A 13,957-nucleotide genomic window follows, 5' to 3' on the forward strand; every position below is an offset into this window, starting at 1 on the left:
GCCCGGTCGCGAAAACCGGGTCCTTTGACCTTTAACGGCACCCGACTTTAAAAATTAAGTCCGGGTTTCACCTATGGCCCGGGCGACTGGGTTGCGCCAGCCACTCGCGTCCACGCAACATGTAATCCCAGTACACCTTGGGCAGCACGTATTTCTTTAATACCCATGCAAAACGATTGGCATGCGTGCCGTCGATCGGGAATGTCGGCAGCAGCTTGCCGCCGTAACCGAACTCGGCGAGCACGATCTTGCCGTGCTCGACCGTGAGCGGGCAGGCGCCGTAACCGTCGTAGTGCAGCGGCAACGGGCGGCCATCCATCGCGGCGAGCAGGTTCTCCGCCACGACGACGGCCTGCTTGCGGGCCGCGGCGGCGGTCTTGGCATTGGGCGCCGAGATGGCATCGCCTAGGCCGAAGACGTTGGCAAAGCGCGGGTGACGCAGCGTCGCATGGTCGACTTCGCACCAGCCAGCCGCATCGGCCAGCGGGCTCGCACGCAGCACGTCGGGTGCGCTTTGCGGCGGCACCACATGCAGCAGATCGAACGGCTTGTCGATGAATTGCGACTGGCCGTCCGCATCGAAAATTTCGAAACGCGCGACACGGCGTTCGCCATCCACGGCACGCAGATGCGAGAGGTGATTGAGCGAGATGTTGTAGCGCTTCACGTACTCCATGAGCGCGGGAATGTAATCCTTGACGCCGAAGAGGGCGGGCGCCACCAGATGGAATTCGATCTTGGTCTTGTCGAGCAAGCCACGCGAGCGCCACGTGTCCGCCGACAGATACATTGCCTTTTGCGGGGCGCCGGCGCATTTGATCGGCATCGGCGGCTGCGTGAACAGGGCATTGCCGCCGGAGAACTGATTGACCAGCGACCACGTGTAAGGCGCGAGATCGAACCGGTAGTTCGACGTGACCCCGTTGCGGCCCAGCGTTTCGGTCAGCCCGTCGATGGCTTCCCAGTTCAGTTGCAGGCCCGGCGCGACGATCAGGTAGCGATAGCTGAGGCGGCGGCCATCGGAGAGCAAGACTTGTTGGTGTTCCGGCGCGAAAGCGGTGACGGCGGCCTGAATCCAGTTCACGCCTTCGGGGATGACGCTCGCCATCGGGCGCGCCGTGCGTGCCGGGTCGAACTCGCCGGCGCCAACGAGCGTCCACGCGGGCTGGTAGTAATGCGTGTCGGCCGGATCGACGATCGTGATCGAGAGCGACGGGCGGCGGCGGCGCAGGCTTGCGGCGACAGAAATGCCTGCTGCACCGGCCCCCATGATGACGATGTCGGCGCTGTGCTCCGTCGCAGGAGTGGGCGTAGCGGATACGTCGCTGGACATAAGGTCTCCGACAAATGGGAAAAATTGAGACGGATTACGACATATCGACACGCTTTTAAAAGCCGCGAGCGAACGTCATTAAAAGGGAATGTAAGGCAACCCGCATGAAACGTGCCGGGACATTGTATAGAAAACATGCGGTTTTGCCCGTGTTTCGGCTTGCAAACCCACGATTCATCACAATCATCGCGGCGTTCAACGTAATGCGTGGTCAGAAATGCGTCGGCGCGGCGACGGCAAGGCGTGCCAAATGAAAGGGGAAAGGGAAGACGGCGGGCAGGGGGCTACAACGGGGCTACGGGGTTACGAGGGACACCCGGCGTACGCAGGGTGTCTCGTGAATGCGACAACGAGGCTCACGCGTGCTGATGATCGTGCTCGCATGCCACCGCAATGGGATCGGTGTCGTTATGACAGGCACACGCTTCGCCGTGCGCGCCTTGCATCAGCGCTCGCAGAATGCCGCAGTCGCTGGTGTCGTGGCGGCTCTGGCACTGCGCCTGCAAGTGCAGCAGTTGTTGCTCCAGCGACTGCAATTCATGAATGCGGGCGTGCACGCGCGTCAGATGCGCTTCGATCAGTTGATTGGCGTCCTCGCAGGTCACGGTCGTGTCGTGCGCCAGTTCGCCCAACCGCTTGGCGTCGGCCAGTGGCATATCGAGTGAGCGGCAGTGACGGATGAAGCGCAGGGCTTCGAGATGTTCCGTGCCATAGGTGCGATACCCCCCGTCGGTACGCGGCGGGGCGGCCAGCAACCCGGCCCGCTCGTAATAGCGGATGGTTTCGACGTCGGTTTCGGCCGCACGCGCCAGTTCACCGATTTTCATGCTTGACTCCGTAGTGACTACAGGGTTTTGAATGGAGAGTAACACGAATCATGAAACCAGGAGTGAACATGCCCAATCCCTCGGATCAGGCCCGCCGGGCCGCCCCGGAGGCGGTGTGTGACCACGCGCACGGCCCGCAGGACAAGAAGACGCACGATCATCACGATCATGGCCACGGCCATGCTCACGACCACGACCATGCACATGCTCATGGGCAGGCGCACGATCATGGCGCTCAGGCCCGTCGTGAAGGGCACGGCCACGACCACGACCACGAACACGAACACGACCACGCGCATGAGCACAGCCACGACGCTGCGTCGGGTGGTCATTCGCACGATCACAGCCATGCGCATGACGCGGTGGCGTGCTGTGGCGATCCGGCGAGCCTGACACCGCCGGCCGTGGCCCCGGCAACCGGCGCCCCGCAGGCCCGTTTTCGCATCGATCAGATGGATTGCCCGACTGAAGAGCGCCTCATCCGCGACCAGTTGGAACGCCAGCCGGGCGTCGACACGCTGTATTTCAACCTGCTCAAGCGCGAACTGACCGTCGTATTCGGCGCGAAGACGTCGGAAGCGGATGTCACGCGTCACAGCGACGTGGTGGCTGCCACGTTACGCAAGTTGGGTATGACGCCGGTGCCGCTGACCGACGATGTGGCCAACGTCGCGCCGCCGCCTGCGAGCGGCAAGGGCGATGTCGCGCGACTGGTGGCCGGCGGTGTGCTGGCCGCCGCGAGCGAAGCGGCCGTCTGGTCGGGCGTGCCCGAGCATAGCCCGTGGGTCGGTGCCATCGTGTTGGCGGCGATTGCGTTGTGCGGCCTGCCGACGCTCAAGAAGGGCTGGATTGCGCTGCGCCATTTCACGATGAACATCCACTTTCTGATGTCGCTCGCCGTGATCGGCGCGCTTGCCATCGGTCAGTGGCCGGAGGCGGCAATGGTCATCGTGCTGTTCGCCATCTCGGAGAAGCTCGAAGCCGCGTCGCTCACCCGCGCGCGGCGTGCGGTCGAAGCGCTCATGCGTCTGGCCCCCGATCAGGCATCGGTGGAACAACCCGACGGCAGCTGGGCCGACCAGCCGGTGGCCGGATTGACCGTGGGCATGCGGGTGCGGGCCCGTCCGGGTGAGCGTGTCGCCATCGACGGCGTGATCGAGCAGGGCAGTTCGGCCCTCAATCAAGCGTCGATTACCGGCGAGAGCGTGCCTGTCGACAAGACCGTGGGCGACGAAGTCTTCGCGGGCAGCATCAACGAAAGTGGCCTGATCGTCTACCGCACGAGCGTCGCACCGGGCGACACCACACTGGCGCGTATCGTGCGCATCGTGGAGACGGCGCAGCAGCAGCGTTCGCCGACGCAGCGCTTCGTCGACAAGTTCTCGCGCATTTACACGCCGGTGGTGGTGCTCTGCGCCCTGCTGGTCGCGATCGTGCCGCCGCTGGCCTTTGGTCTTGCATGGACGCCGTGGATCTACAAGGCACTCGTGATGCTGGTGATTGCTTGCCCTTGCGCGTTGGTGATCTCGACACCGGTGACGGTGGTCAGCGGTCTGACGGCGGCGGCGCGTGCCGGCATTCTGATCAAGGGCGGCGCGTTTCTGGAGAGCGGCCGGTTGATTCGGGCGGTGGCGCTCGACAAGACAGGCACGCTCACACGCGGCGAACCGCACCTGACCGATGTGGTACCGCTGGGTGATTCGCCGGAAGCCTCGGAAGCTTCGGAGTCGTCACGCAATGAAGTGCTCACGCTCGCGGCGGCGCTCGATGCACAGACGACGCACCCGATTGCCCGCGCCGTGGTCGATGGCTATCAGGCGGCCAACCTTGGTCCGTTGCCTGCGGTGACTGACTTCGAAGCCCTGCCGGGCATGGGCGTGAAAGGCCGTATCGGGCAGACGCTGTATTACTTGGGCAACCATCGCCTTATCGAGTCGCTGGGTGTTTGCAATGCGCGTGTCGAAGCCGAATTGACCCGGCTGGAAGCGCAGGCCCGCACGGCGATCGTGTTGGCGAGCGAAACGCAGGCGCTGGCGGTACTGGCCGTTGCCGACACTTTGCGCGAAGAAAGCCGCGAGGCGTTGGTGCGGTTGACGCAGATGGGGATCCGGACGGTGATGCTGACGGGCGACAATCGCGCGACGGCACAAGTGATCGGCGAGCAGGCCGGGGTCAGTGACGTGCGGGCCGAAATGCTGCCGGAAGACAAGTGGCAGGCGATCACGCAACTGCGCGCCGAGTTCGGTCACGTCGGCATGGTCGGCGACGGTATCAACGACGCCCCGGCGCTGGCGGCGGCCGATGTGGGCTTCGCCATGGGGCTCACCGGCACCGATAGCGCGCTGGAGACGGCCGACGTCACGCTGATGGACGACGATCTGCGCAAGTTGCCGGCGTTTCTGGCCCTTTCGCGGCGCGCAGCGACGGTCCTCAAGCAGAACATCGCGATGGCACTCGGCATCAAGGCCGTGTTCTTCGCCTTGGCCGTGGTGGGTGCCGCGTCGCTGTGGATGGCCGTCTTTGCCGACGTGGGCGCGAGCCTGCTGGTGATTGCCAACGGCATGCGCCTGCTGCGTACGCGTACGGTCTGAGGGCTCGGGATCGCGGTATCGACCCGGCACTGGCACCGGCACGGCGGCAAAGGTACGCGGAATTAGAGGGTGTTTGACGACGCTGACGGCAATCCCGTCAGCGTTTTTCGTTCAGCGATCAGCGTTTGCGAATGCCGCGATCGAGCGTCGCCGCATCGGGCAACCGGCAAAGCACGTGGGCCGCACGGCTCGTGGCGTTCACGATAAACGTGTCAAGGCGTCCGGTGAGCACGTCGCGCTGGGCTTGCGAGAGCGGCATCGTCTCGCAGAACTGCTGCGCGACCACGGCGTCGTTGAGTTGGCCAAGCAGGTTCTGCGCGGCGCGCAGCGTGTCCTGATAGGGCGTGCGCATTGCCTTGCGCAGCCACGGCGTCAGTGCTTCGGCGCTGTAGCGGGCCTTTTTGATGCGCACGCGCAACGCGTGCAACTGATCGGTATCGAGCATCGCCAACTGGCGACAATCCGGAAATAACGCAACGTAGCGCTCACGAATCACGTCGCGTGCGTGCTTTGCCACGGCGCGGGGCTGCTTGCCGGGCGTGCGCGACGCGCGCCGCAACGCTCTGGCGGCGCGCACATCCGTGCCGCCATGCTCGTCGACGCCGAACGCGCGCTGCAACGTGCGGTGCAATGCCACCTGACGCTCGCTCAGCAGCGCCTCGTCGGCCTGACTGTGGGCGTCGCTGCGCAGCTTCGCCACGTAGACGTCGACCGAGCCCCAGTCGAGGTCGGGGTGTTCGGTACGCAGCGCCGGCAATGTCGTGCCGCTCAGCACGTCGGCATCGCGCGCCGGTCCCATGGCGTGGCTCAACCAGTGCAATTCCCGTTTGAGCTTGCGGTGCCAGCGAGGCTTCAGCCACGGCGAGAACACGTCGACGAGTGCACGCAGACGGCGGGTGGCGATACGCAGGTGGTGAATGGCTTCGGGCGCGATGACGTCGGCGCCGTCGTGCGTGGCGGAGAGCGCCGGCCATTGCGCAATCGATTCGGCCGCCATGCTGACGACCAAATGGGATGCCGGCATCCGGCGCATCTGTCCGATATCGGGCGGTTTGCCGACGTTGGCATCAGGTTGCGCAGAAAGCGAGGAAGGCTTGGGGGTGGCGGCGCTGGCCGCAGACGTCTCGCGTGTCATGTCACGCACCATAGCATAGGTGGGCGCACGTTGAGCGTCGGAAAAACGGTTGCGGAGGGTGATGCAGAGAGTGGCTAGGCGGTGCTAGCGGGGACTACCGCGGGCGCCCGGTTCCCGAAGTGATTCGGCGCAGGACACCCGCGAGGCGCGCAGCTCACATCAGTCGTGGTCCTCGCGAGAGGGTGACGTGAGACGTATCTCCTTGCTACGAACCGGAGGCCGGCAGCGCAGGCAAAAAAAGATAGGCCGGCACGGAGGCCGGCCTGCGCGCAACTGGTTTTACTTCTTGTTCACGGCGTCCTTGAACGCCTTACCAGCCGTGAACTTCACGGTCTTGGCAGCCGGGATCTTGATCGCTTCGCCGGTCTTCGGGTTGCGGCCGGTACGCGCAGCGCGCTTGCCCGAACCGAACGAGCCGAAGCCGATCAACTGAACCGCGTCACCCTTTGCGACTGCCTTCTTGACGGTCTCGAGCAGAGCGTCGATGGTTTCGCCGGTTTGAGCCTTGCTTGCACCCGTAACACCAGCGACGGCGTCGATCAGTTCCTGTTTGTTCATGTGTGTTTCCCTTGAGAGGTGGTGAATACCGGCGACAACTCTAACACTTTCGCCATTTGACGAGTGTCGGTGTTGTATCCGCGCCATAAGGCACGCGGCGCGCGCCAGAATGTCGTCTTCCCGGAACATCGAAAAAACCCGATCCGAAGATCGCGCCTCGTGATGATTCGAGAGGACGCCGGCACTTGCCGGGCAGCCGCATTATAGAGCCTTCGGCGGCCTGTGGGCCAGTCCTGGCAACGGTTTGCGGCGATTTTGTTGTGCAATGCCGCGTACTTTCTCGTTCTTGATGGTAAAACCCCGGTAACTGCGGTCATCTGCGGGCTTAGCGTCGCGCAATCCCTTGCTGGGCGGGCTTTGGGGGTTTCCCTAGCGTTGAAGGGGTTGCGCAGACGGGCGACTTTTGGTTGGCATTGCCGCACTTCTGTACGCGTTCTGCCGGGTTGTCATGTCAATGTCATTTTCGGCGCCTAGCGTTGCGCCGCCTGCTTTCATCCTTGCTGCGATCCCAGCTTTCATCTCCTTGGGCCGTTCGCTTCGTCTCTGGCGCCATGGGCGGCGCCCACGCGCCGGACGCTGCGACCTACACTTGAACACGTGATGTCATGCGCTTGCGCGCTCATCAAGGATTCGCCTTCATGTTGCTTTGCCAGATTACCGATCTCCACGTCAGCCGCCCGGGCGCGCTCGCTTGTGAGCGTGTCGATACGGCGCGCGCACTGCGCCACGCCATTGCCACGATCAACCGGTGGTCCCCGCGCCCCGACGCCGTGATTGCCACCGGCGATCTCGTCGATACGCCACATCCATCGGAATACGAAGTATTGCGCGAGTGTCTCGCCGAACTGGAAATTCCGCTGTATCTCGTCGTCGGCAACCACGACCATCGTGCCGCGTTGCGCGCCACGTTCCCCGAGCATGCGTATCTCCATGGCGGCCGCCAACACGAACACCAACGCGAACACCAAAGCGACACGCAAGATACCGGTCAAGCGGGCGACGACTTCGTCCAATACCGCGTCGATCTGGGCCCCGTGACCGTGCTGGCCCTCGACACGCAATCGCCGCCGAATGCAGGCGGTCATTTGTGCGAAGCACGACTCGCTTGGCTCGACGCGCAGTTGCAGGCGTGCGCCGGGCGTCCGACGATCATTGCGATGCATCATCCGCCGTTCGATACCGGCATCGAGTTCATGGACGGCCTCGGTCTCTCGGCGCAAGGGCGCGAGGGCTTTGCGGCCGTCGTGTCACGGTACCGTCACATCGAGCGCGTGATCTGCGGTCATCTGCATCGCAGCATTCACGCAGGGGTGCCGGGCGCCCCGGGTGTCATGGCCAGTACGTGCGTCTCGACGGCGCATCAGATTTCACTGGGGCTGGCGCCCGGTGCGCCGGGGTCCATCACGCTGGAGCCGCCGGGCTTCGCCATGCACCTGTGGCAACCGGGGGCCGGCGTGCGTACGCATCTGGCCTACGTGGGCCCGTTCGACGGCCCGTTCACGTTTGACGGTGCGTTGGTCTCCTGAGGGTTTCAGGCGCCCTGTCAGGTGGCCTGTCAGGGCGGCCATCGCCGGTGATAATGCCGCCGCGCGCGTATCAAAAAAGGGGACGATAGTAGGACTCACGATGTGTACAGTGCGGCCGTATCAACCATAAGAAGTCAGTTCAGATCAGCAGTCACGGGCTGCCCGGGGATCCAAAAATACCGTCATCGCGCCGGTTCTGCGCGAAAGCCGTTGTCCGCCATGAGACATTGCGATGCGTGCGCGGATGCCATACCGAAGCGTTGGCGCGTGAGCCCGCAGGCCGCCCGACCCGGCTGATTCTTTTTTCCACAAGCGCCACGTGACAACCGCCACGCCCAACGACGCCGAGCCGGCACGCGATGCCCATGCATCGGCGCGCGTTCGCCGCTCGCAACCGCTCGGCAATCTCGGCGTGTGGGGCCGCTGGCTCGCGCCGGCCGTGGCGCGTCCGTTCGCAGTGCTGGAAATCGTGGGTGTCATGGCGCTGGCGGTACTCGTCGCGTGGGAGTTCCGCCCGGAAGACCCGCTGTTACGCACTGCGCAGTTCCCGTGGCTGTGGCTCGTCGCGCTGGTGACAGCACTGCGCTACGGCGCACTGGCGGGCGCCGGCAGCGGCGCCATGCTCGCGCTGGCGTGGTATCTCCTGTGCGGCCGCGCGGGCGAGGTCTTCCCGATCGGTTATTTCGCCGGGGGCATGACCGCCGTACTCGTAGCCGGCCACTTCTGCGACGTCTGGTCTTACCGTACCCGGCGCGCGCACAGCATCAACGGCTACCTGAACGACCGGCTCGTCGCCATCACCCACAACCACTATCTGCTACGCGTCTCGCACGAACGGCTGGAGCGCGATCTGCTCGCCCGACCTGTGACCCTGCGCGATGCCATCACGCGTTTGCGCGACCTGACCGTGCGGCGTGCGGGCGACGCCCACGCCAACGGGGCGCCGCTCCCGAACGCTCAGCCGATGCTGGAGTTCGCAGCGCTCACGTGCCAGATCGAAGTGGCTTCGCTGTTCCCGGTACGCGGCGACCGTCTCGGTGCGACGGCGCTGGCACGTGTGGGTGAGAGCTTCGAGCCCATCGCCGACGATCCGCTGGTACAGCATTGCCTTCGCGAAGGCACGTTGACCCACGTGCGCACCGATGACGCGGCCAGCGACGCCAGCCCGTATCTCGCGTGCGCGCCGCTGGTCGATGCCGACGGGCAACTGGTGAGCGTGCTGATCGTGCGCCGCATGCCGTTTCTCGCGCTCAATCACGACAATCTCCAACTGCTGCTGGTCCTGCTGGCGTACTACGCCGACGGCGTGGCACAGCAGCCGCTGGTGACCGAAGTGCGTGCCTCGGTGCCCGAGGCGCCGTATGACTTCGCGCTGGAGTTGGGGCGCCTCGCGCGGCTCAAACGCGCCAGCAGCATCGAGTCGTCGCTGGTGGCGCTGGTGTTCCCGCGCGGGGCGCGCGGCGACTCATTGTTCGAACAAACCGTGCGGCAGCGGCGCGCGCTCGACGCGTTATGGACATTGGGCACGCCGCGCCAGCAGATCGCCATTGCATTGATGCCGATCACCGACGAGCATGGCATCGACGGCTATCTGTTGCGGGTGGAAAACCTCCTGCGCCAGCAATACGGTGTCGATTTCCAGAGTGCCCATATCGCCGTGCATACCGCACATGTCGATCCGCACGCGCCGGGCGAAGGGTTGCTCAAACTTGTCGAGCGGTGTGTCGGTCATGGCTGACGCAATGCCACCCGGCGACGGCACCCCGCGTTGGCAGAACGCCGAACGGCGTGGCGCGGCGAACGTGCTGCGGTGGAGTCTGCTGTTTGCCGTCGCGTGCCTCGCGATGGCGGCGCAATGGCAGGCGGCGCGCGTGGTGCTGTTGCCGGAGGGCTTCGCCGGCATCGTCGGCGGCGCGGTCGCGACGGCCCACCCGTTGTGGCTCGTGCTGGCGTGGCAAGCCGTGTCGGCTTGTCTCGCCGGTGCGTTCGTTGCACGTGCTTTGCCGCCCAGCTATCGCCATCGGCGTGGCGCCACGTGGCACGCGGCACTGATTTGTTTCTTTCTGCCGGTGGTCGGCCTTTTCGTCTTGTTTGGCGTGATGGTCATCGGCTACCTGTTCCCGCCGCCGCGTGAGGCGCCACAAGCGGTGCAGGTGGCCGCGCCGGGGTTCGTCACGCACCTCGTGGCGCGTGTTCAGCACGGCACGGGCATGCGCCTGCGCGCGCGGCTGCGCAATGTGCATGGGGAGCGCGACGATCGCGTCGCCGCCCTCGTGTCGGTGCAGGCGCTGCCGTCGCGGGTAACCAGCGAGATCGCCCGCGATCTGTTGGCCGACCCGGTCGAGGAAGTGCGCCTGCTCGCGTACGGCATTCTCGACGGGCTGGAAAAGCGCATCATGCAGCAGATTTTTCGCCTGCGAGACCGTCACGAGGCCGCGCAGGACGAGGATGAGCGGGCGGATACCAGCCGTCGTCTGGCGCAGTTGTATTGGGAACTGATCTATCAGAATTTGGTGCGCGGCGAAGTGCTGCGCTTCACGCTGGAGCGCGTGGAATTCTTTGCGCACGCCACGCTGGAGCAGCACGAAGACGACGCCTCGATGTGGTATCTGCTCGGCCGCTGCTCGTTGTTGCGCCATGCGCCCGACGCGGCGGAGATGTATCTGCGGCACGCACAGTTTCACAGTTTCCCCAGTGAGCGGTTGTTGCCGTGGCTGGCCGAAGCGGCATTTCAGAAACGGCGCTACGACCGCGTGACGCAATTGCTCGGCGGGCTGGGCGGGCATGCCGCGCTGGCGGCCGTCGCCCCCACGGTGCAACCTGCCGTGCGGTTCTGGACCCGATGATGACGCCGCCTGACGACGGTCTGCGCACGCCGGACGGCGCATCGGCCGAGCCGGACAGCCGTGCCGCACCGCAAGGCGCCCCGGTCGCGGACGTCGCATTGCTGCTGGAAGGCACGTTCCCTTATGTGCGCGGCGGCGTGTCGTCGTGGGTCGATCAGCTGATCCGGGCCTTTCCCGAGCGGACGTTTGCCGTGGTGTTCATCGGTAGCCGCCGCGAGGACTACGGCACGCCGGTCTATGCGCTGCCGTCGAACGTCACGCATTTCGAAGCGCATTATCTTTACGAGCCGTCCCCGCAGGGGGAGGGTGCGAGCGCCAGCCATCAGGGCGCACTGCATACGGATGGCGACGCCTCGGCGTTTGCGCAGCTCGGCGAGATGCACGACCTGATGCGTCACCACGGAGCGGGCGTGGGTGGTCCGGCGAACGGGACGGAGTCGGGCAACGATGCCTTCCGCCAGATGCTCGCCGGTATTCTGCCGATGCTCCGGGACGGCCGTGAGCTGGCGCAGCCCCAGTTTCTGCACAGCCGGGCCGCGTGGCGCTTCATGACCGAGCGTTACGAGCGCCACTGCCTCGACCCGTCGTTCACCGATTACTTCTGGACCGTGCGCACGATGCATAAGCCGCTGTGGCAGCTCGCGCGCATCGCCGACGCGATGCCGCCTGCGCGGCTGTATCACACGGTGTCCACTGGCTACGCCGGGTTGCTCGGCGCATTGCTGCGGTTCTCGACGGGCAAGCCGCTGCTGGTGACCGAACACGGCAGCTACACCAAGGAACGCAAGCTCGATCTGCTGCAAAGCGAGTGGTTGCGCGACAACCGGGGCGTGATGGAGCGCGACATCTCGCAGGTCGGCTATTTCCAGAACCTGTGGATGCGCTTCTTCGAGACCATCGGACGCGTGTGCTACGACGCCGCCGATGAGATCGTGGCCCTGTTCGAAGGCAACCGGCAGCGCCAACTGGCCGACGGTGCGCCCGCACACAAGACGCGCAACATTGCCAACGGCGTGGACGTCGCCCACTTTGCCGCGCTGCGCGTGCCGCGCCGGGGTGACCCGGCGGCCGCAAACGATCCTGCCGAGGCCGGTCGTACGGAGATTCCGCCGGTGGTGGCGCTGATCGGGCGCGTGGTGCCGGTCAAGGACATCAAGACGTTTTTGCGGGCCATCTTCATCGCGTATCGCCATCGCCCGGACGTGCAGGGCTGGATCATCGGACCGGAGACGGAAGACCCGGCCTACGCGCAGGAGTGCCGCGATGTGGCGGCAAGTCTCGGTATGGAATATCAGGTGCGCTTCATGGGCTACCGGCCGGTCGAGTCGGTGCTGCCGCATATCGGCGTGCTGGCGTTGTCGTCGGTGTCGGAGGCGCTGCCGCTCGTCGTGCTCGAAGCGGCTGCCGCCGGCGTACCGGTGGTGGCGACCGACGTGGGCGCGTGCCGCCATCTGATCGAGGGCGACAGCGGCATTGACGGCGACCCGGCGCTCGGCCGTGCCGGGCGCGTGGTGCCGATTGCCGATCCGGAGGCCCTCGCGGCCGCCATCGTCGAGGTGCTGGAGCCTGACGCATGGCACGCGGCGAGTCGCGCGGGGATGGCGCGTGTCGAGCGGCATTACACCCACGACGCCATGCGCGACGCCTATCGCGCGCTTTATCGACAACTGCTTGCGGGGAGTGCCGACTGATGGCGGGCATCGGTTTCGAGTTGCGCCGGTTGCTGCGCAGCGACACGTTGTCCGGCACGCTCGTGGCGTATGGCTACGCGGGCATCATCAGCGCCGGGCCGCTGGTGCTGTCGATGGTGGGCATCGTGCTCGTCGGCCTGATGAGTCTGGCGAACGTGCAGCCGGCGGCCGTGCTGACGCAATTTCAGGTGTCGGTGACGTATCTGATCGCCGCCAGCGTGATCGCGACCGGGCTGGTGCAGTTAGCATTCACGCGGCATCTGAGCGACCGGCTGTTTGACGGCGAATCACGGGCGGTGATGCCGGCGCTCAATGCCGTGGCGCTGGTCACGACGGTCGTGCTCGGCAGCGTCGGTCTGGTGCTCTCGCAGACGCTCTTCGCCGACTTGCCGCTCGCGTACCGGTGGCTGATGTGGATCGGCTTCGTGCTGCTCGGCAACCTCTGGATCGTGGTGTTGTTCCTCACCAGCGTGAAGCAGTACCGCGCGATTCTCGGTGTGTTCTGCGTGGGTTACAGCCTGAGTGTGGTGAGTGCCGTGTTGCTCGGGCGCTATGGCCTGACGGGCTTGCTCGGCGGTTTTGTGATCGGTCATGCCTGCTTGCTGCTCGGATTGGCGGCGATCGTCGTGCGTCAGTACCGCACCGATACGTGGCTGTCGTGGGACGTGTTCGCCCCCAAGGGCATTTACGTGTCGCTGGTGGGCGTCGGCGTGTGCTTCGGGCTCGGCGTGTGGATCGACAAGCTGATGTTCTGGGCGTCGCCGGCCACCGGCATGGCGATCATCGGGCCGCTGCGCGCGTCGCCGGTCTACGATCTGCCGGTCTTTCTCTCGTATCTCTGTGTGATTCCCGGCATGGCGGTGTTTCTGCTGCGCATCGAGACGGATTTTGCCGAAGCCTATACAAGCTTCTTCGACGCCGTGCGTCACGGCGGCACGCTGCGCCAGATTGCGACGGCGCGCGACATGATGACCCGCGCCGTGCGCACCGGGCTCTACGAAATCCTGAAGGTGCAGGCGGTTGTGACCTTGTTGGTGTTTGCGTTCGGCGACGACATGCTGCGTCTCGTCGGCATGCCGGTCGCATGGCAGCCGTTGTTGCGGGTGGATGTGGTGGCCGCCGGCATGCAGGTGTTGCTGCTGGGCGTGCTCAACGTGTTGTTCTACCTCGACCGGCGCCGCGAAGTGCTCGTGCTCACGGCGTCGCTGGTGCTGCTCAATGGTCTGTTCACGTGGATCAGTCTGCGGCTCGGGCCCGCGTGGTATGGCTATGGTTTTGCGTTGGCGCTGTTCTGCGTGCTGGTGCTGGGCGTGGTCTGGCTGGGCCGGCGTCTGGACGCGCTCGAGTACGAAACGTATATGCGCCAGCCGATGTAAGGGTCGATTGGCGAAGCCGACACCGGTGGAGTAATATGCGTCACCTCGCGCGCCGTGCGCGACCCCGGGCGCGC

General features: G+C 65.3%; 9 protein-coding genes and 1 pseudogene. 6 read left to right on the forward strand and 4 right to left on the reverse strand.

From position 1 onward, the window contains the following. Nucleotides 1–67 precede the first annotated feature (67 nt). Both PIN31009_RS18920 and PIN31009_RS18925 read right to left on the reverse strand, forming a co-directional pair. A pseudogene (locus PIN31009_RS18920) lies at nucleotides 68–1,312 on the reverse strand (NAD(P)/FAD-dependent oxidoreductase); the annotation flags it as partial. A gap of 377 nt (nucleotides 1,313–1,689) precedes the next feature. Beyond that, nucleotides 1,690–2,160 (reverse strand): Cd(II)/Pb(II)-responsive transcriptional regulator, encoded by a 471-nt coding sequence (locus PIN31009_RS18925; protein ID WP_150685606.1) that lies wholly within the window; start codon nucleotides 2,158–2,160, stop codon nucleotides 1,690–1,692. A 68-nt stretch (nucleotides 2,161–2,228) separates the two neighbouring features. Here PIN31009_RS18925 and PIN31009_RS18930 point away from each other — a divergent pair, with 68 nt between their 5' ends. Next, nucleotides 2,229–4,751, forward strand: a complete 2,523-nt coding sequence (locus PIN31009_RS18930) for a heavy metal translocating P-type ATPase (RefSeq protein ID WP_150791264.1) — start codon at nucleotides 2,229–2,231, stop codon at nucleotides 4,749–4,751. A 118-nt stretch (nucleotides 4,752–4,869) separates the two neighbouring features. Here the strand turns inward: PIN31009_RS18930 and PIN31009_RS18935 are convergent, their stop codons facing one another. Beyond that, the gene (locus tag PIN31009_RS18935; protein ID WP_174997278.1) at nucleotides 4,870–5,886 is read right to left on the reverse strand and encodes a CHAD domain-containing protein; all 1,017 of its coding nucleotides are present in this window, start codon (nucleotides 5,884–5,886) and stop codon (nucleotides 4,870–4,872) included. 279 nt (nucleotides 5,887–6,165) lie between these two features. Then, the gene (locus PIN31009_RS18940) at nucleotides 6,166–6,444 is read right to left on the reverse strand and encodes an HU family DNA-binding protein (RefSeq protein WP_058378908.1); all 279 of its coding nucleotides are present in this window, start codon (nucleotides 6,442–6,444) and stop codon (nucleotides 6,166–6,168) included. Between the two features lie 638 nt (nucleotides 6,445–7,082). Between PIN31009_RS18940 and PIN31009_RS18945 the strand changes: the two genes are divergently transcribed. From PIN31009_RS18945 to pelG, 5 genes are all read left to right on the forward strand, one after another. Next, nucleotides 7,083–7,970, forward strand: coding sequence for a phosphodiesterase (locus PIN31009_RS18945; protein WP_150791266.1), 888 nt, complete (start codon nucleotides 7,083–7,085; stop codon nucleotides 7,968–7,970). A gap of 319 nt (nucleotides 7,971–8,289) precedes the next feature. Further along, a complete protein-coding gene (locus PIN31009_RS18950) occupies nucleotides 8,290–9,708 on the forward strand; it encodes a PelD GGDEF domain-containing protein (protein ID WP_150791267.1) in 1,419 nt (472 codons plus the stop codon). Then, complete coding sequence (locus tag PIN31009_RS18955; RefSeq protein ID WP_150791268.1) at nucleotides 9,701–10,816, forward strand: hypothetical protein; 1,116 nt, start codon at nucleotides 9,701–9,703, stop codon at nucleotides 10,814–10,816. Before PIN31009_RS18950 ends, PIN31009_RS18955 begins: the two co-directional genes overlap by 8 nt. Then, nucleotides 10,816–12,507 carry a GT4 family glycosyltransferase PelF gene (pelF, locus tag PIN31009_RS18960; protein ID WP_150791323.1) on the forward strand — a complete coding sequence of 564 codons (1,692 nt, stop codon included), beginning with the start codon at nucleotides 10,816–10,818 and terminating at the stop codon, nucleotides 12,505–12,507. The genes PIN31009_RS18955 and pelF overlap by 1 nt, the downstream gene beginning before the upstream one ends. Continuing rightward, nucleotides 12,507–13,883, forward strand: a complete 1,377-nt coding sequence (gene pelG / locus PIN31009_RS18965; protein WP_150791269.1) for an exopolysaccharide Pel transporter PelG — start codon at nucleotides 12,507–12,509, stop codon at nucleotides 13,881–13,883. The genes pelF and pelG overlap by 1 nt, the downstream gene beginning before the upstream one ends. Nucleotides 13,884–13,957: the final 74 nt, after the last annotated feature.

This window comes from Pandoraea iniqua, assembly GCF_902459685.1.
In the GTDB taxonomy this organism is placed as follows: Bacteria; Pseudomonadota; Gammaproteobacteria; order Burkholderiales; family Burkholderiaceae; genus Pandoraea; species Pandoraea iniqua.